The organism is Paraprevotella xylaniphila YIT 11841, assembly GCF_900683745.1.
Classification (GTDB): Bacteria; Bacteroidota; Bacteroidia; order Bacteroidales; family Bacteroidaceae; genus Paraprevotella; species Paraprevotella xylaniphila.
The window spans coordinates 696,178-714,253 of sequence record NZ_LR215980.1 but is presented as its reverse complement, the minus strand read 5'-3'; the positions used below and the strand labels follow the sequence as shown (position 1 = coordinate 714,253).

Below are 18,076 nucleotides of genomic sequence, written 5' to 3'. Positions count from 1 at the left end.
ATATAATCGTTTATGGCGAACCGAAAAGGAACAAATAGACCCGTTGAAAAAGCAAGACTTGTATTGGAAAAAGAACAGTTCCTATCGCAACTTTCTGAGAGGATAGAAATTGGCAAAAAGCTACCTTTAATAAAAGCTTCTGTTCCCAATATTCCTGATGCGTATAGAGAATATGGCTATATGACAAGGAAAGCAAGAACAGAACCGACAGAAGAACAAGAAAAATGGATTTCAGAGTTCAAGCAATGGACTGATTATAACAGTGAGCTATTAAAACAAGCATTTGACATCCCCAACAATGAATACCAACGTGATTACATCAACAGTGGCCAATACCTGATTTCCATAGGAAATGAAAATCTCGTTCAAGAATATCAGGACGAACTTAAAAGTAAAATCGAATATTTGGAAACCCTGGTTCTGAAAATCCCATTATTACCCACTCTCACCGTACAAGTAGAGAGGACTGAAAAGAAAAGTTTCCATCCAGATTCAAAACGCGTTTTCATTGTACACGGACACGACACGGCCATAAGGTCACAAGTCGAATTGTTTATCAAGACCTTGGGATACACTCCCGTTGTCCTTTTCAAACAGCCCAATGCCGGATGTACCATCATTGAGAAAATCGAACGTGAAGCCAATGATTTGGCCTTTGCCATAATCCTATACACAGCATGTGATTTAGGAAATGACAAATTGCATGCCAATGAACATCTGAATCCCCGCGCCCGGCAAAATGTGGTTTTTGAACACGGTTATATGTGTGCCTTGTTAGGGCGACAAAACGTATGCGCCTTGGTGGATTCTGATGTAGAATTTCCCGGCGACATGTCCGGCATCGTATATGTGTCGTTTGACGACAAGGGAGCATGGCAGATTGCTGTCGCCAAAGAAATGAAAGCAGCCGGGCTTGATGTGGATTTGAACAAGTTGGCATGATCGATAAACTTAATTTCAAACCGTAAGCATCCCAAATTAGCAAATCCCAATATTTACGACTGTAACCAAGAGAGTTGAACTGCTTTAGCCATGAACTTATCTAATTCACAAAAGAAAATCGTCTCAAATGTAGCATGGTCTTTAGGAGGCAAGGCCGTCAATATGGCGAGTGCGCTTTTCGTCGGAATATTGGTCGCCAGATATCTCGGCCCGGAAAGTTATGGTCTCATGAACTATGTAATTAGTTATGTAGCCATTTTCTCCATTATTGCGACATTCGGCATGGACAACATCGAAATACGTGAGCTGTCCCGGCAGAATGACAAAAAGGATGCCATCATGGGGACATGTTTTTGCTTGAGAATGTTTTTTGCTACAATAGCTTATATCGTCATTGCCATATCTTTGTTCTACTTCCAAACAGACAAGTTTACCTCCCTGATGGTGTTAGCTTATGGACTGACCCTGTTCACCGGTACAGGGAATCTGTTACGTAACTATTTCACATCCATAGTCCAAAACAAATATATTGTAAAATCCGAAATGTACCGTACATTCGTCGGTGCAGGAATCAAAATCCTGTTGCTTTGGATTAAAGCACCTTTGGAATACTTTATTTATGCACAAATATTTGATACGGCATTGGTTGCAAGCGGATATTACCTTAGTTATAAATCCACTGTCGGTTCCATCCGAAAATGGCATTTCGACAAGACTTTAGTGCCTTTTATCCTAAAAGAATCATTTCCCCTCGTCCTATCCGGTGCCGCTGTCATCATTTACCAACGCATAGACCAAGTCATGATTGGTGACATGATAAACAAAACTGAAGTCGGTTATTTCGCCACAGCCGGAAAGTTCGTAGACTTGATTGTGTTCCTCCCTATGGTTTTGGTGCAGACTGTCACCCCGATGTTGGTAAGGGAGAAAGAAAACAAGCCGGAAACATACGAAGTTAAAAAGAAGACATTCGTAAGCATTACCACATGGACGGCTATCATCATGTCCGTAATGGTATCATCGCTCTCTTATTGGCTCATCACATACACATACGGCATCCAGTACGCTCCAGCCATCCCTGTTTTGCAAATCATGGCGTTCAAGGCTGTAGGAATGGCGTTGTCATCTGCCGGAGGACAAATCATCATCATGGAACACATACAAAAATGGGCCTTCATACGAAATATATTAGGTTGTATCCTATGTGTGTTGCTAAACTATTTCCTAATTCCCCAATATGGAATCATCGGTTCCTCATACGTCACAATAATCACGGTATTGTTCACCGGATGCTTCGCAAACCTGTTGATTCCCACCTACCACAACGTCATGAAGCTACAACTCTATGCCATATTATTAGGTTGGAAAGAATTACGTTATTTTAAAAGAATGATAAGAAAATGAAAAGTTATATCGGATATTCCACAAACTCCGACATCAGATATAAAGCCACGTCTGGAGGAATAGGAACTACCATTATCAAATGGTTATTCGACAACAAACTTATTGGCACATCCATATCTTTCGAGTTTGACCCTATTACACTAAGATATGTTCCTAAAATAATTCACTCATTTGACGAATACCAAATTTGTGGCTCAATTTATCAAGAAATAGATTTAATCGGGTTTGTCAAATCTCACCAAAATGAGATAAAGGGAACACTTGCTTGTTTCGCTTTACCTTGCCAAACCAAGGCCATAAAATCAATTTGTGAAAGATATGGTCACAAAGTATTCATAATCGGGTTAACTTGCTCTTCGCAACAAACACTTGATGCGACCAAGTATTTATTAAAACGAATCAATATAAAAGAACAAAATGTCTGCCATATCCAATATAGAGGAAACGGATGGCCAAGCGGAATCACAATAAAGACGAAAGTCAACAAAAAGACCTTCATAGCCAATAACGCTTCCATTTGGAATAGAATCTTCCATTCACGCCTATTTATTCGTCCAAAATGTTTCATGTGCAAAGACACATTAAACCAACATAGTGATATCGCACTCGCAGATCCATGGCTAAAAGAATATATATCATCAGAAAAAATCGGCATGACTTTAGCCACTTGCTTCTCTGAGACTGGAAATCGCATCCTAACTCAAGCCCAAAATGATAACTATATTCATGCAAATGAGATCTCTTGGCAGCAAGTTATATTATCCCAAAAATCCACATTGGACAGAAAAGAAAGTTATAGACACCACCCTGACAGAATAAAGTTCTTTCGCCAACTTTGTACAAAACGTTGGTATAGATTTTTAGTGCTTGACATAGGCTTATTGTCGTTCCATTGCAAAATTAAAAATTGCTTTGAGAAGACAATGCTTTTAAAAGAAAAACGAAAATAAAACATTAAGAATATATCAACTAAGAATAATCCTATGCAAACAAAGAAAACAAGGATAAGATGGATTGACAATGCCCGCGGAATTTGTGTTTTCTGTGTTTTATTGGCACACTGCAAATTAGAACACACTTATCTACAAATGATTTACACGCCATTCTTTTTGGCCCTATTTTTTTTCTTGTCTGGATATTTGTTCAATTGCCACAAGGACATCAAAACGGATATTTTGAAATTGGTAAGAAACTTAATCATTCCATATTTCCTCTTGTGTTTCCTGCTTGCCTTCATAGGCCTCGATAACTGGAAGGCATTACTCAATGGCAATTACGACATCATCAGCAATCGAATACTCAGGATTGTATATGGTTATGACTTGTGGTTCGTTTCATGTATTATTATGGTGCAATTGTATTTCATTTTGCTCCACCATATTTACATGAAAAACTTAAAAAGCAAAATTGCAACAGCAATAATACTGCTGCCTTCAGTTTATCTGATAAGAAACACTGTATCATATACCTGCCCTTACTATTGCGACATAGCTCTTTTTGCATTGGCTTACTTTATCGTAGGAAATATAACGAAAGAATTCACTGATGGCAAAGCCATACAAATAAGCAGGAAAACAGGGATTTCCTTACTTATATTATATATCTGTGTAGATTTTGCCTTACAGCTAAACACAAACATGGAATTTCATTTTGCATACAATTATTACAACGCCCCCTTGCTATTCATCATTCTGTCACTTATTGGAATAATTGCCATTTGTGCTATTTCATGCTTATACCCTTGTTCTTTTTTTGAAAGGCAAGGAAAGAATTCATTAGCTTTTTTTGCCTTTAATGGAAAGGCTTTGGCTATAACAATGCTTCTGTTCAGGCATTTTGAATTTTTAAATGGAAGCCAATGGATTTATCCTATTCTATTATGTACTGTACAATCATTTATCTTACTCGGAATATCATCCCTCATCAACAAATACGCCCCTTTCCTAGTAGGTAAAAAGAAAATATAAAAAATCATAACAACATAAACAATGAAAATATTACTTTTAAACCAACCTGTATACAACCGAGGTGACGAAGCTGCACACAGAAGCCTTATCCGCACACTCAATAAGAATGTACCCAATGCCTCTGTCATGATTTTGCTTGAGAACGTGAAAGAAGGAACTATCAAACAAATCAAAGTAGATAACCCACAAAACAAATATATCAACATTAACACCAATAAAGGATATCGCAAAAGCCGCATATTTTCTGCTTGTTCGGGCATGATGTTCTGGAGTCGTATTATTCCCAGTAACCGGAAACTAATACAATACATACAAGAAGCAGACATAGTGCTTTGCGCCCCTGGGGGAATCTGCCTAGGCGGATTTTATAATTGGTCGCACTTGTATAACATGATGTTATGCAAGCATTACAATAAGCCCGTCATTTACTACTCACGCTCAATAGGACCATTTAACCCTCGAAACATATTACAACATATCTTCTGCACAAGAGCAAAAGAAATACTTAAAAAGATGGACTTCTTGTCATTGAGAGATGCCCGAAGCATGGATTTGGCAAACAAACTTGGCATAAAATACATAAAATCCATTGATTCCGCCTTTTTAGACACGCCCGATGCCACATTACCTGACAGTGTCAGGACAGACTTAGGCAAACAAAAATATATCGTGTTTGTACCCAACCAACTAACATGGCATCCGTCATTCACAAACATGCCACAGGACGTTATTGACAAATGTTACCTAAAAATGATTGACATCATAATCCAAAAGACCAACTATAACATCGTCATGCTCCCACAGCTTTATAATGCAGGAAAAAAGAACGATTACCTATACTTCAAGAGGTTAAAGAAAGAAACGGAAAATCCATCACGAATCATAGTATTTCCGGACACATACAGTTCTGACATCCAACAAAATATAATTAAGGATGCCCAAATGATAATAGGTACACGTTACCACTCTATCGTGTTCGGTATCAACAACCGTATTCCTGTAATCGCATTAAGTTACGAACATAAGATAGCAGGCATGTTGGAAATCTTAGGCATAAAAGGACGTTCATTTGAATTCAATACGGAAGCTTCCATACACAAGTTTGATTTCGCCAAATTTGAACAGGTAATCACCGGTAACCAACCTTCGAGAGAAAATTTGAAAGAATACGCAGACCATGCACATGCCATAGCCATGTCTTGTTTCTCAGAAGCGTCACAACTTTTACAATAATTATCAATATGCCTGTCGTTGTTGCTTTTTCTATATTTCATGTTATTCTTTTTATATTGGTTTCTTGCTACAGGAAAGATAAAGCATGCCTTCGTTATATAATGTTCATATGGATGCTTTCATCCATATTTTCCATTATATTCTATACAGCCTCGCAAGAATATAATAAGATTACAATAATTCCATACATCTTTTTCGCCACATGCCTTGCTATTTCAATCATTCCATTTGGATATATCGATGATAGATATTCCACGATTACGATAAGAAACAAGTTCTTTTTTGAAAGAATAATCTTATTTTTCTGTTTAATCTCCATCATACCTTTTTTTGAAAACGCCATCCATCTGGTAAAAACATTTAGTTTTGACAATTCGGACGCACTCGCGACATTGTATGCAGACAAAATGGAAAACATATATCCAACCATTATCCCGAATTTTGACCGTAGCCCACGTTCAGGAAAGAAGACAAATAACATCTGGCACGGTTCTACTCCGAAACTATTTGGGAAAATGGTCGAGCAAGCACTTGACTTAATAAAGGACAAACAAGACGAGCACAAGATTTTGTTCTTACAGAGTTGGAACGAATGGGGAGAAGGAAATTACATGGAACCGGATTTAAAATTCGGCCATGGTTACATTGATATTTTGGGAAAACTCGTAAAATAGAACCTATGGTGACCTTAAAAGAACTCAGGCAAGACTTTCAAGCTTGGTGCAAATGGAAAAATATTCCCTCCGGAACAACCTCATTCTTACTTCTGTTCTTCAAATATGCGGAATACAGAAGGCTCATTGATTTCAGATTAAAATCCGGGGGACTCGGATGGATGAGAATATTCACATACCCCACAGCCTACCATTTAAACTTATATATAGTTTGCAAAAAAAATAAAAACGGGGGGGGTATTGGAGGGGGATTGAGAATAATGCACGGTTTCAGCACTATGATTCTTGTGAAAGAAATGGGCATGAACTGCATGGTTAACCAACAAGTCACGATAGGATGGGCAAATGGAGGAATCCCTACTATCGGGAACAACGTATGGATTGCAGCCGGAGCAAAAGTACTCGGCCCCATAACAATTGGGGACGATGTCATAATCGGTGCAAATGCAGTAGTCGTAAAGGACGTGCCGAGCCATAGCATCGTTGCCGGTGTGCCTGCAAAAATAATCAAACGGAGGAATCACACAAACGAGCCTTGGGTATTAGTAGATTAAAAGCAATTTTACTCTTTTTATGCCCTTTAAAGATACAATATAACAGGAAACAAACAATGAACGGAATAATTATTATCGGTTGGATAAACAAAGACAAACCTGCAGATTGCGGGGAAACAATGAAGAACCAACTGATGATACACAAGTTGGAAGAACTGGGAGTGAAGTGCAGATGTGTAGACTTCAAGAACTGGAAAAGGCATCCTTGGGTGTTTTTACAGCTGATTTGGAATTTGGTAATACATAAAAAAGACACCATCATATTCTCGACCAGTACGGTAAACGTGTACCCGATGATGAAGTTGATGAAAAAAGTGAAATGGAAACAACCCACGATTCATTGGGTTATAGGCGGAACTCTCGGTGAAAAAGTCAAAAACGGCATATTTGATAAAGACATAATCGGTTATATAGACTGGACAATCGTTGAGAGTAATCTAATGGTACAGCAACTGACCGATTGCGGCGTAAAAAATGTTTTTCAACTTCCAAACTTTAAACCTATCACTTATTACCCCAACATAAAGGAACGTATAAATGAATGGAAAAAGGAAATAACACGCCCGTTACGTTTCGTATTTCTTAGCAGAATTATGAAAGAAAAAGGTTGCGATTACATTATAGAAGCAGCCCGACAACTCAATGCTACGGGATTTAAAGACAAATATACCATAGACTTTTATGGAAAAATCGCTGAAACCTACAAGACTGACTTTTTTCAAAAAATAGAACCCTTACAAAACGTGAACTACCGAGGTTTCCTTAACCTGCAAAACGAAAACGGTTATGACAAGTTATCCCAATACGACCTGATGTTGTTCCCGACCTATTGGAAAGGCGAAGGTTTCGCAGGGGTATTTATTGATGCATTTATAAGCGGTATCCCTATGATTGTCACAGATTGGGCACACAACAAACAGTTTATGACCGAGGGAGAAACCGCTCTTTTCATTCCGGTACATAACATCCCTGCATTATGCGACAAAATGAAAAAGTGTATTGAAGGATGCTATGACATAGGAAAGATGGCCTTGAAGTGCCAACAAAACGCAGAAACCTATGACGTAAATAAGGTAATAACAAAAGAACTGCTCAAAAAGCTCAATTTGGTATAAATGACGAACATTCCAAAACGATAATTATCCAAAATCATAAAAACAAACGTATATGATTAAGATTTCAAAAGCGGCTACAAATATTCAGCCATCCTTGACTAGGAAATTATTCAATATGGCCAAGGAATATGAAGATGTGATAGACTTCACCTTAGGAGACCCCGACATTCCGACTCCAACCCCAATCAAAGAAGCCGGATGCAAAGCTATTATGGAAAACAAGACGCGTTACTCACAAAACGCAGGCCTGATTGACTTACGCCAAGCCATCGCAAATTACATATTCAAGAAAGAACAACTGACATATTCTCCAGAAAATGAAATATTGGTAAGTGTCGGTGCTATGGAAGGCCTATACCTCTCATTGTTAGCTACTATCGACCCTGGAGATGAAGTTATAATACCTGCCCCTTATTATGTGAATTATAAACAGATGGTTGAGATGTGTGGCGGCGTACCGGTTATCGTGGAAGACTATGACCACATCAAAGAATTCAAATGTTCCGTGAATAAAATCAAGGAAGCGATAACCCCCAAAACGGTAGCAATCATACTCAATACACCTTGTAACCCCACGGGCAAAATATTCAGCCAAGAATTCATCTCCCAAATTGCAGAAGTTTCAAAAGAAAAAAATCTTATGGTGATTACCGATGAAGTATATAAAAGTCTGGTATATAATGGGAATATGCGTCCCAAAAGCATAGCATCGCTCCCTGATATGAAAGAACGGACAATTTTTATTAACAGTCTTTCTAAAGAGTTTTGTATGACAGGATGGCGTATAGGGTATGTGGCGGCCAACCGGAAAATAATCACCGCTATGACCAAATTGCAAGAGAACGTAGCCGCCTGTGCTCCACTGCCATCACAATATGCGGCAATAGAGGCATTGCGCACAGATATCGATTACTCCACGGAAATGGCTACCGTTTTCAAGAACAGGAGAGACGTTTTGATGGAAACGTTGAGCCGGACAAAGAAAATAAAACCTGCAACAGTCGATGCCACTTTCTACGCGATGATTGATATCAGCAAGACAGACATGAAATCAGAAGAATTCGCGTATGAATTACTCAAAAGAAAACAAGTGGCAGTGGTTCCGGGAATAGCATACGGAAAGATTTGTGATGACTTCATACGTATTGCATTTACATTAGATGAATCCAAAATACGTGAAGGCATGAATAGACTGGTTACGTTTGTTGAAGAATTAAATTAAACGAGACATGAAAAAGTGGTTCAAAACCTTATGTGAAGATGTGATAACATTTATATCACCATACATAAAAAACGATGAAACTTGGATTAGGTTTACTTATTTCCTAAGCCATCACAGAAGTGTTAATCTCAAAACTCCTAAAAGGTTCAACGACAAATTGCAATGGCTTTTGTTGAACTATCACGATTGGTCATACACCGACATGGTAGACAAATATAGAGTAAAACCAATCGTTGCAAAAATCATTGGGGAGAATCATATCATACCTACTTACGGGGCATGGGATAGTTTTGACAAGATTGATTTTGATTCCTTACCAGACCAGTTTGTACTCAAATGCAATCACGATTCGGGGGGTCTTGTGATATGTACAGACAAATCAAAATTAGACAAGTATGCCGCCAGAAAGAAAATCATGAAAAGCCTAAAGAAAAACTTCTATTATAGGACACGTGAATATGCTTACAAGAATGTCAAACCGGTTGTTCTTGCAGAGAAATACATGGTAGATGATACAGGATGGCAGTTAAAGGATTATAAAGTTTTCTGTTTCAATGGGGAACCAACCTACATAGAAGTGGACTATGACCGATTTGTGGGACATAAGCTCAATGTGTATGATTTGAATTGGAATTTTGTGGACTTCTACATGACTTCTAAAAATGACCCGAACGCAAACATTAAAAAGCCTGCAAAATTTGACAGCATGATAGAAATGGCTCGCAAATTGGCAAAGGGCACTCCTTTTGTTCGTGTCGACTTTTACATAGACCAGAATGATGAAATATTCTTTGGTGAAATGACATACACTCCCGGAACCGGACATATACACTTCACCCCAGACGATTGGGATTTTAAATTGGGGGAACTTCTTGTCTTGCCAGAAAAAAACGTATAAGCCAATGGAGGTATTTCCAACAAAAACTCCTTATTAGGCATGTTTTGTCCACATACTTTAATATGGATATACAACATTTTGCAAATGCTACAATTAACACAAAGACTAATGAAGAAAATCCTCGCCGTCGCCTCTATCGGAGGCCATTGGGTACAACTCCTCCGCATTGCCCGTCCTTTAGAAGAACGCTATGAAGTGGTGTACATGTCAACCCACCCTAAATGTAAATCCATGGTCGGCACTTGCCGGTTTCATACCATGATGGATTTCAGCCGTTGGAATGCTTGGAAAATGTTACCGGCTTCCTTCAATATTTTGGGGATTTTGCTCAAAGAACGCCCCACTGCCATCGTCACAACAGGTGCGGCTCCGGGACTGCTTACCATTATTTTAGGCAGAATGACCAGAACTAAGACCATCTGGATTGACTCTGTAGCCAATGTACAAACCATGAGTGCTTGTGGAAAATTAGCACGTAAATTCGCAACCCACGTGTACACCCAATGGCCGGGTCTTGCTTCTGCACAGGTGCATTATGCCGGAAACATCTTTGGTGATTAAAGGCAAAACCGCCCGTTGCTCCCCCGTTCTTTGACTTATTGTTACTTTAATATTTCCCGATTATGATATTTTGCACTATCGGTACTCAGGCCCCATTCGACCGTTTCGTGAAAATCATTGATGAAGTGGCCGCGCATTTGGATGAGGAAATCATCGCGCAAGTGTACAAAAGTGAATATGTGGCTCAAAACATCCGTACCATAGAATTTTTACCGCCCGATGAGTTTAACAAACTATTCAGCAAGGCACGCCTCATTGTGGCCCATGCCGGTATGGGTACTATTATTTCCGCCATGCGCCAACACAAGCCTATTATAATCTTTCCACGCATAGCCGCATGGGGTGAACATCGCAACGAGCATCAGTTGGCCACAGCCCAGAAGATGAAAGAACTCGGCTATGTGTACGTGGCAACCGACGCAAAAGAACTAAAAGAGTTGTTGACAACCCGGAATCTAAGACCCTTGCATGATTTGGGAGATATTGCAAGCAAAAGTCTGATAGATGAATTATGCAAGGTCATAGGATAGTATGACTCGCCCCCACAGTCATCTTCGCGATTATCAAAAGTACATCAAAACGCATGTACTTGAAGCTTGGAAATCGCACAAAAGCATCATGCTCCAGATGCCAACAGGTACGGGAAAAACCCATCTGTTGGCATCCATCATTTATGACAGCCTGAAAGAGGATGGGAAACGGTGTGTCTGGATTGTGGCACACCGCCGCGAACTGGTGGAGCAGATTGAGGAAACCATGGAACGATACGGCATCCCAAGCATCCCGAAGGAAGACGGAAGGGTAAGGGCCATGTCCATCCAATGGCTGTCGCGTCATCTCGCTGACTTTCACGAATCCCCAAACCTTATCGTCATTGACGAGGCTCACCATGCACTGGCTAAAACGTATAAGGAGTTGTGGCTACGTCATCCTGAGGCAAAAAAATTGGGCTTGACGGCTACCCCTTGCCGGATGAGCCGTAGGGGATTCACGGACTTGTTTGACGAACTGGTTACTTCGGACAGCATTGCCGATTTTATCCGGCAAGGATGGCTGTCAGCCTTCGACTACGTATCCATCCGTCCGGGCAGCAAATCCCAACGATTGATAGAAAACTTGTCAAAACGTGGGGCGGATGGTGATTTACAAACGAAAGAAATGAACGAGGTGCTGAACCGCAAACCCTGTATCGAACAGCTGTACGAAAGCGTACGGCAATATGCCGATGGAAAGAAAGGCATCGTGTATGCTATCTGCATCAGCCATGCACGGAGTATTGCCGGTTTCTACCGGCAGCGTGGAATAAACAGCGTGGCGATTGACAGTAAGACTCCTACACGGCAACGTAAACAACTTATAGAAAATTTCAAACGGGGCAAGATACAAGTATTGGTGAATGTGGATGTATTCAGCGAGGGTTTCGACTGCCCGGACGTGGAGTTCATACAGATGGCCCGCCCTACCCTTTCGTTGGCCAAATACTTACAACAAGTAGGGCGCGGACTGCGGAAAGCAACGGGTAAAGACACTTGCATGCTGATAGATAACGTGGGTCTGTACCGCCTGTTCGGACTGCCCACGGCCTACCGGGACTGGAAGGCCATGTTTGAAGGACGGTTGGCCGGAAAAGGCTACCGTACAACTTGTAAGAAAACGGAATACTTGGCTGCAAAGCAAGAAAAAGCCCCAACGGGATGCTCCAATGAGCCGCTCGAAATGGTCATGTCGCATGAAATATTATGGGATTACCTGAACAAAAGCAAGTCTCCCACGGACAATAATACTCCACTACAGGAAAAACTAAAACCGTTCAAAGACCGCCAAAACGGTCTCTGGGGATTAAAATGCGGGCAGACCATCACCGCAAAAGCACAATATTCCACTTTGTTCGACGTAAAAGATAATCTTGCTGCCGTACAGTTCGAGGACTGCCGCACAGCTATCGTAGACAAGAACGGAAGAATACGGATGAAAACCGACAGGTACAAGCGTATGAAATTCTTGCCGGACAACATCGTGGCCGTAACAGACCGGAATGACAAAACGTCCTACATAGATTTAAGGTGCAACCAATACTACCCGGACAAGCCGATTGTAATGAAATTCGGCCAAATAGAAATACTCCAAGTAGGCCGCATGTTCTACAGCCGTACGAAGCATGCCTATGTGAACCGTTCGGGCATCGACCGGCACGATTTTTTTTCAAGGGGCTTCTATCTGCTCATTTACGATCCTTTCATCACTCCCGAATTTAAATATGTAGAAAGCACGGAAGACTCCTTGAACAAGGACTATGTTTGCATATTGGAAAATGACGAGGATAGCTATTATCGGTTTTGTGGAAAACTGCCAGACGGAAGCATCGTGATTGCCGACGGAGAAGGAAGATACTACCATGCAGAAGCCGGTAAAGAAAAACGGTATATCGCCTGCATGACTCCCGAGACGCAAACGGAGAACTTCAAGGCTGCTGTATCAAAACTGATGTCCGAAGCAAGGGAATGTGCCGCCCAAAAGCAAGCGGACAAACAACGTACGCAAGAAAAGAAACAGAAAGAACGGTTGGCCACCTTACAAAACGCTGTGCCGTTCAAGTCCGGACTGAAATGGGGACTGAAATCGGGCGAGCGTATCATCGTACCACCCATCTACCGCCGTATCCAAAAGCCGATAGGCAACTATTGCGCAATGGAAGAAAACCCGAACCAGTGGGGTATCATCATGTTGGACGGGAAAGTCGTGGTAGAGGCCCGATATATAAACGTGGAAATAAAAGACAACGGAACGGCCAACCTGACAATCATACCGGGAAAGACAAAAACCATAAAATTATAGTATTTTCCTTTGGTATTACTTTGATTTCTTACGATAAATCCGTTCCTTTGTATTGGCATAAACCCTAAAACAAGATTCTTATGGGCAAGTTAAAGGACAGATACATACGATTCGACTGGGCCATCAAGCGGATGCTACGCGACAAGGCCAACTTCGCCGTGCTGGAAGGGCTGCTCACCGTGCTCTTCGAGGACAAGACGCAAATCGTGGAAATACTGGAAAGTGAGGGAAACCAATTGGCCGAAACCGACAAGTTCAACCGCGTGGACATCAAGGCCAAAAACAGCAAGGGAGAAATCATACTCGTGGAGGTGCAGAACACGCGGGAGGTTTATTATCTGGAACGCATTCTCTACGGCGTGGCCAAGACCATCACCGAACACATTTCATTAGGCGAGAGCTATGGAAACATCAAGAAGGTGTACTCCATCAGCATCGTCTATTTCGATTTGGGAAAGGGCAACGACTACCTCTACCACGGGCAGAACCGTTTCATCGGCGTACACACTTCCGATGAACTGCAAATCTCGACCAAGCAGGAGGATGCCATCCTGCCCAAATACCCAAGGGAGATCTTCCCGGAATATTACATCATCCGCGTGAACGAGTTCGACAAGGTCGCAAAGACGCCACTGGAAGAATGGGTGAACTACCTGAAAACCGGAGAAATCGAGCCGGATACGAAAACTCCGGGGTTGAGCGAAGCACGGGAGAAACTGAAGTACTACAGCATGACGCCTGGTGAACGGTATGCCTATGACGAACATCTCAATGCCATTATGATACAGAATGACGTGTTGAGCACAGCCAAACTGGAAGGACTGACCGAAGGAAGAGCCGAAGGAAGAGCTGAAGGAAGAGCTGAAGGAAGAGCTGAAGGTAGAGCTGAAGGAAGAGCTGAAGGGATAGCAGAAGGACGTGCCAAAGGATTGGCCGAAGGTAGAGCCGAAGCTATTCTGGCAACTGCACGTAATCTAAAATCCATGGGCTTCCCAACAGAAGACATCTCACGAGCCACCGGACTTACAATAGAGGATATACTGAATATTTTGCGCTAAACTTTTTGTTCGACTGCAAACGTTTGTCAACCTCAAGCGGTTGTCCTATGATTGTGAGGACAACCGCTTTTTCGTCTGCACCCTACTTTATTCAATGAAAACAGGAAAATAGTTCGCATGGGACATTTCAGTCAACCAACTTGTGCTGAAAAATGCCAGACACGGAAAATCTCGATTTATCTCATATTCCCAATAAAAATCTTTTTTCATCTTCTCATATTAATTATTATGCGTATCTTTGCTATTACAAAGGGGTGCTTGCCTGGTTGGGCGGCTGAGATTATACCCTGTGAACCTGATGCAGGTAATGCTGCCGAAGGGATTGTGCCTGACAAGAGACATATATCACAGCATATTCTTCTCTCCCTTTTTGTCGTAACCTTTATTTAAGAGAAAGGGTATATATGCAGAACTTACAATTTATCACACATTACACGGAACAGTACGGTTACGCCGATGCCGCACGCCTGGCACTGGAAGGCGGTTGCCGTTGGATTCAACTCCGGATGAAGGACGCATCGCCCGAGGAATGGATGCGGACGGGCGCGGAAGTGGAAGCTCTGTGCCGCCGGTATGGTGCCACCTTCATCTTAGACGACCATGTGGAATGGGTGGATGTCTTGCATGCCGACGGCGTCCATCTCGGGAAAAGCGACATGCCCATCGACGAAGCCCGTAGGCTTTTGGGACAAGACCGCATCATCGGCGGAACGGCCAACACATTGGAAGACGTGATGTTGCATGCCGCACGGGGAGCAGATTACATCGGTTGCGGCCCGTTCCGTTTTACCACAACGAAAGAAAAGCTCGCCCCGACCCTCGGTTTGGAAGGGTATCGCCGAATCTTGGACGGCATGAAAAAGAAAGGCATTTCGCTGCCACTGATTGCCATCGGTGGTATCACAAAAGAGGACATCCCGGCATTGATGGAAACGGGCGTGGACGGCATTGCCCTGAGCGGCACGATCCTGAAAGCTGGAAATCCCACAGAAGAAACCCAGAACATCCTGAGAATATTGAACATACAACAATCATAAAACAAAAAGTATATGGACGATAAAATCAAAATCACTTATCCGGGATCGGAGAAAGTTTATATGACGGGCAAACTGCATCCGGAAATCAAGGTGGGGATGCGCAAGGTATTGCTGACCCCGACCGTCACCATGGAAAACGGGAAACGGATAGTCAAGGAAAACGCTCCGATATATGTATATGATACCAGTGGCCCATATAGCGACCCGAACGTGAAGATAGACCTCAAACAAGGATTACCCCGCATGCGGGAATCATGGATTTTGCAGCGGGACGACGTGGAACAGTTGGACGGACTGACATCCGAATACGGACGGATACGTCAAGAAGACAAAAGTCTGGACCACTTGCGTTTCTCGCACATCCAACGGCCTTATCGCGCCAAGGCCGGACGGCAGGTGTCCCAGATGTATTATGCCAAACAGGGCATCATCACACCGGAAATGGAATATGTAGCCATCCGGGAAAACATGAACTGCGAAGAACTGGGGATAGACACTTATATCACACCCGAATTCGTACGCGACGAAATTGCAGCCGGACGTGCCGTATTGCCGGCCAATATCAACCACCCGGAAGCAGAACCGATGATCATCGGACGTAACTTCTTGGTGAAAATCAATACGAATATCGGCAATTCGGCCACGACCTCCGGCATTGAAGAGGAAGTGGACAAATGCCTATGGAGCTGCAAATGGGGAGGCGACACGTTGATGGACCTCTCTACGGGCGACAATATCCATGAGACGCGCGAATGGATTGTGCGTAACTGCCCTGTGCCGGTCGGCACCGTGCCGATGTACCAGGCTATGGAAAAAGTGAAGGGAAAGGCCGAGAACCTGACCTGGGAGCTGTTCCGCGACACGCTTATCGAACAATGCGAACAAGGCGTGGACTACTTCACCATACATTGCGGCATCCGGCTGAAAAACGTGCACTATGCCCATGAACGGCTATGCGGTATGGTGAGCCGGGGCGGAAGCATCATTTCTCAATGGTGCTCTTATCACCAAAAAGAGAGTTTCCTATATGAACACTTCGATGACATCTGCGACATCCTGGCACAATATGACGTGGCCGTATCATTGGGAGACGGATTGCGCCCCGGAGCGATATTCGATGCCAACGACCAGGCACAGTTTGCCGAACTGGATACCATGGGCGAACTGGTACAACGGGCATGGGCGAAAAACGTACAGGCCTTCATCGAAGGGCCAGGACACGTGCCGATGCATAAAATCCGCGAAAACATGGACCGGCAAATTGAAAAATGCCACGAAGCACCTTTCTATACGCTCGGCCCGCTAGTGACCGATATAGCTCCGGGCTACGACCATATCACCAGTGCCATCGGGGCGGCACAAATCGGATGGTACGGTACGGCCATGTTGTGCTACGTCACTCCGAAAGAACATCTCGGCCTTCCTAATAAAGAAGACGTGCGTACGGGCGTGGTCACCTATAAGATTGCCGCACACGCCGCCGATATCGCCAAAGGCCATCCGGGTGCCACGGTTCGGGACAATGCCTTGAGCAAAGCCCGTTACGAATTCCGTTGGAAAGACCAGTTCAACCTGGGACTCGACCCCGAGCGGGCTTTGGAATACTACAAGGCCGGAAACCATTTGAACGGGAAATACTGTACGATGTGTGGTCCCAATTTCTGTGCCATGCGTATCAGCCAAAACTTGAAAAGCTGCGAGTTCGATCCGGAAGAAGAGGCACGCTTGCATGAAGAATAACAAAACCTGAAAGGAGAAGAATAAAAGACGGACCGTTTGTCAAGTGAAAACACTGGCAAACGGCCTTTTTTCGGACTTATGGATTCGCTTTTGTAAAACGAATGGTTTTTGAATGAAAAATAAAAGAAATAAAGGCCAGGCATACGTATGGCTATTGTTTTTTTGTTAACTTTGCAATACAAATAGCGACATTGTACCAATGAAATTGATATTATTGACGCCTCCGGACTTTTTTGTGGAGGAAGATAAAATACTCACAGCCCTGTTTGAAGAAGGTTTGGACCTCCTTCATTTACGGAAACCGGACACGGAGCCGGTTTATTCGGAACGCCTGCTCACATTATTGCCGGAAAGTCATCATAATCAAATTGTCGTACACGACCATTTTTATCTGAAAGAAGAATTCAACTTACGAGGCATACACCTGAACGGAAGGAATCCGGAGCCTCCGGTAGGCTACAAAGGACATATCAGCAAATCTTTCCATCATATAGACGAGTTGAAAGCGGAAAAGAAAAACTTCAATTATGTGTTTCTCAGCCCCATTTTCGACAGTATATCCAAATCCAATTACACATCGGCTTTTGACATGGAAGTGCTGAAACAGGCTTCTGCCCACGGTATCATAGACAAGAGAGTAATGGCATTAGGAGGAATCACGACGGAAAACATGGCAGTGGCAAAGGATTTCGGATTCGGGGGAGTTGTAGTATTAGGCGATTTGTGGAATCGTTTCAATATCCATTCTACACTGGATTACAAAGAATTAATCAACCATTTCCGTAAGCTGCGCAAAGCAGCCGACTGACAAGACAAGCTACTTCTAAAATTAATAC

Annotated in this window: 17 protein-coding genes and 1 riboswitch; all 17 genes read left to right on the top strand. The window is 42.6% G+C overall.

What is annotated here, in order from left to right:
* Positions 1 to 12: 12 nt before the first annotated feature.
* A complete protein-coding gene (locus tag E0E47_RS02885; protein ID WP_130892828.1) occupies positions 13 to 942 on the top strand; it encodes a TIR domain-containing protein in 930 nt (309 codons plus the stop codon).
* Positions 943 to 1,032: 90 nt separating this feature from the next.
* Entirely contained in the window at positions 1,033 to 2,346 is a 1,314-nt protein-coding gene (locus tag E0E47_RS02880) for a flippase (RefSeq protein ID WP_130892827.1), read from the top strand.
* On the top strand, positions 2,343 to 3,296 hold the full coding sequence (locus E0E47_RS02875; protein ID WP_130892826.1) for a Coenzyme F420 hydrogenase/dehydrogenase, beta subunit C-terminal domain: 954 nt from the start codon (positions 2,343 to 2,345) through the stop codon (positions 3,294 to 3,296). Before E0E47_RS02880 ends, E0E47_RS02875 begins: the two co-directional genes overlap by 4 nt.
* A gap of 33 nt (positions 3,297 to 3,329) precedes the next feature.
* Positions 3,330 to 4,313 (top strand): acyltransferase family protein, encoded by a 984-nt coding sequence (locus E0E47_RS02870; RefSeq protein ID WP_130892825.1) that lies wholly within the window; start codon positions 3,330 to 3,332, stop codon positions 4,311 to 4,313.
* 21 nt (positions 4,314 to 4,334) lie between these two features.
* Entirely contained in the window at positions 4,335 to 5,546 is a 1,212-nt protein-coding gene (locus E0E47_RS02865; protein WP_130892824.1) for a polysaccharide pyruvyl transferase family protein, read from the top strand.
* An 8-nt stretch (positions 5,547 to 5,554) separates the two neighbouring features.
* Positions 5,555 to 6,220, top strand: a complete 666-nt coding sequence (locus E0E47_RS17755; protein WP_130892823.1) for a glycoside hydrolase family 99-like domain-containing protein — start codon at positions 5,555 to 5,557, stop codon at positions 6,218 to 6,220.
* A gap of 5 nt (positions 6,221 to 6,225) precedes the next feature.
* Positions 6,226 to 6,774, top strand: coding sequence for a serine O-acetyltransferase (locus E0E47_RS02855; protein WP_130892822.1), 549 nt, complete (start codon positions 6,226 to 6,228; stop codon positions 6,772 to 6,774).
* Positions 6,775 to 7,067: 293 nt separating this feature from the next.
* Positions 7,068 to 7,889: a glycosyltransferase gene (locus E0E47_RS02850; RefSeq protein WP_172604639.1), complete on the top strand. Its 822-nt coding sequence runs from the start codon at positions 7,068 to 7,070 to the stop codon at positions 7,887 to 7,889.
* A gap of 52 nt (positions 7,890 to 7,941) precedes the next feature.
* Positions 7,942 to 9,111 carry a pyridoxal phosphate-dependent aminotransferase gene (locus tag E0E47_RS02845; RefSeq protein WP_130892820.1) on the top strand — a complete coding sequence of 390 codons (1,170 nt, stop codon included), beginning with the start codon at positions 7,942 to 7,944 and terminating at the stop codon, positions 9,109 to 9,111.
* Between the two features lie 7 nt (positions 9,112 to 9,118).
* A complete protein-coding gene (locus tag E0E47_RS02840) occupies positions 9,119 to 10,009 on the top strand; it encodes an ATP-grasp fold amidoligase family protein (RefSeq protein WP_008626741.1) in 891 nt (296 codons plus the stop codon).
* A gap of 108 nt (positions 10,010 to 10,117) precedes the next feature.
* Entirely contained in the window at positions 10,118 to 10,570 is a 453-nt protein-coding gene (locus tag E0E47_RS02835; RefSeq protein WP_040602754.1) for an oligosaccharide biosynthesis protein Alg14, read from the top strand.
* A 62-nt stretch (positions 10,571 to 10,632) separates the two neighbouring features.
* On the top strand, positions 10,633 to 11,100 hold the full coding sequence (locus E0E47_RS02830) for a glycosyltransferase (protein WP_008626737.1): 468 nt from the start codon (positions 10,633 to 10,635) through the stop codon (positions 11,098 to 11,100).
* A gap of 1 nt (position 11,101) precedes the next feature.
* Positions 11,102 to 13,405, top strand: a complete 2,304-nt coding sequence (locus E0E47_RS02825) for a DEAD/DEAH box helicase (protein WP_130892819.1) — start codon at positions 11,102 to 11,104, stop codon at positions 13,403 to 13,405.
* 80 nt (positions 13,406 to 13,485) lie between these two features.
* Positions 13,486 to 14,463, top strand: coding sequence for an Rpn family recombination-promoting nuclease/putative transposase (locus E0E47_RS02820; RefSeq protein WP_130892818.1), 978 nt, complete (start codon positions 13,486 to 13,488; stop codon positions 14,461 to 14,463).
* Positions 14,464 to 14,703: 240 nt separating this feature from the next.
* Positions 14,704 to 14,802, top strand: a riboswitch (TPP riboswitch).
* A 65-nt stretch (positions 14,803 to 14,867) separates the two neighbouring features.
* A complete protein-coding gene (locus E0E47_RS02815) occupies positions 14,868 to 15,500 on the top strand; it encodes a thiamine phosphate synthase (protein WP_130892817.1) in 633 nt (210 codons plus the stop codon).
* Positions 15,501 to 15,512: 12 nt separating this feature from the next.
* Entirely contained in the window at positions 15,513 to 17,240 is a 1,728-nt protein-coding gene (gene thiC / locus E0E47_RS02810) for a phosphomethylpyrimidine synthase ThiC (protein WP_130892816.1), read from the top strand.
* A 199-nt stretch (positions 17,241 to 17,439) separates the two neighbouring features.
* Positions 17,440 to 18,048, top strand: a complete 609-nt coding sequence (locus E0E47_RS02805) for a thiamine phosphate synthase (protein ID WP_008623916.1) — start codon at positions 17,440 to 17,442, stop codon at positions 18,046 to 18,048.
* Positions 18,049 to 18,076 lie beyond the last annotated feature (28 nt).

Excerpts from the sequence above, each read along its gene's own strand:
- E0E47_RS02855 (WP_130892822.1), top strand. The coding sequence starts at position 6,226 with ATGGTGACCTTAAAAGAACTCAGGCAAGACTTTCAAGCTTGGTGCAAA.
- E0E47_RS02805 (WP_008623916.1), top strand. The coding sequence starts at position 17,440 with ATGAAATTGATATTATTGACGCCTCCGGACTTTTTTGTGGAGGAAGAT.
- E0E47_RS02840 (WP_008626741.1), top strand. The coding sequence starts at position 9,119 with ATGAAAAAGTGGTTCAAAACCTTATGTGAAGATGTGATAACATTTATA.
- E0E47_RS02825 (WP_130892819.1), top strand. The coding sequence starts at position 11,102 with ATGACTCGCCCCCACAGTCATCTTCGCGATTATCAAAAGTACATCAAA.
- E0E47_RS02815 (WP_130892817.1), top strand. The coding sequence starts at position 14,868 with ATGCAGAACTTACAATTTATCACACATTACACGGAACAGTACGGTTAC.
- E0E47_RS02865 (WP_130892824.1), top strand. The coding sequence starts at position 4,335 with ATGAAAATATTACTTTTAAACCAACCTGTATACAACCGAGGTGACGAA.
- thiC (WP_130892816.1), top strand. The coding sequence starts at position 15,513 with ATGGACGATAAAATCAAAATCACTTATCCGGGATCGGAGAAAGTTTAT.
- E0E47_RS02835 (WP_040602754.1), top strand. The coding sequence starts at position 10,118 with ATGAAGAAAATCCTCGCCGTCGCCTCTATCGGAGGCCATTGGGTACAA.
- E0E47_RS02880 (WP_130892827.1), top strand. The coding sequence starts at position 1,033 with ATGAACTTATCTAATTCACAAAAGAAAATCGTCTCAAATGTAGCATGG.
- E0E47_RS02845 (WP_130892820.1), top strand. The coding sequence starts at position 7,942 with ATGATTAAGATTTCAAAAGCGGCTACAAATATTCAGCCATCCTTGACT.
- E0E47_RS02830 (WP_008626737.1), top strand. The coding sequence starts at position 10,633 with ATGATATTTTGCACTATCGGTACTCAGGCCCCATTCGACCGTTTCGTG.
- E0E47_RS02870 (WP_130892825.1), top strand. The coding sequence starts at position 3,330 with ATGCAAACAAAGAAAACAAGGATAAGATGGATTGACAATGCCCGCGGA.
- E0E47_RS02885 (WP_130892828.1), top strand. The coding sequence starts at position 13 with ATGGCGAACCGAAAAGGAACAAATAGACCCGTTGAAAAAGCAAGACTT.
- E0E47_RS02875 (WP_130892826.1), top strand. The coding sequence starts at position 2,343 with ATGAAAAGTTATATCGGATATTCCACAAACTCCGACATCAGATATAAA.
- E0E47_RS02820 (WP_130892818.1), top strand. The coding sequence starts at position 13,486 with ATGGGCAAGTTAAAGGACAGATACATACGATTCGACTGGGCCATCAAG.
- E0E47_RS02850 (WP_172604639.1), top strand. The coding sequence starts at position 7,068 with ATGATGAAGTTGATGAAAAAAGTGAAATGGAAACAACCCACGATTCAT.
- E0E47_RS17755 (WP_130892823.1), top strand. The coding sequence starts at position 5,555 with ATGCCTGTCGTTGTTGCTTTTTCTATATTTCATGTTATTCTTTTTATA.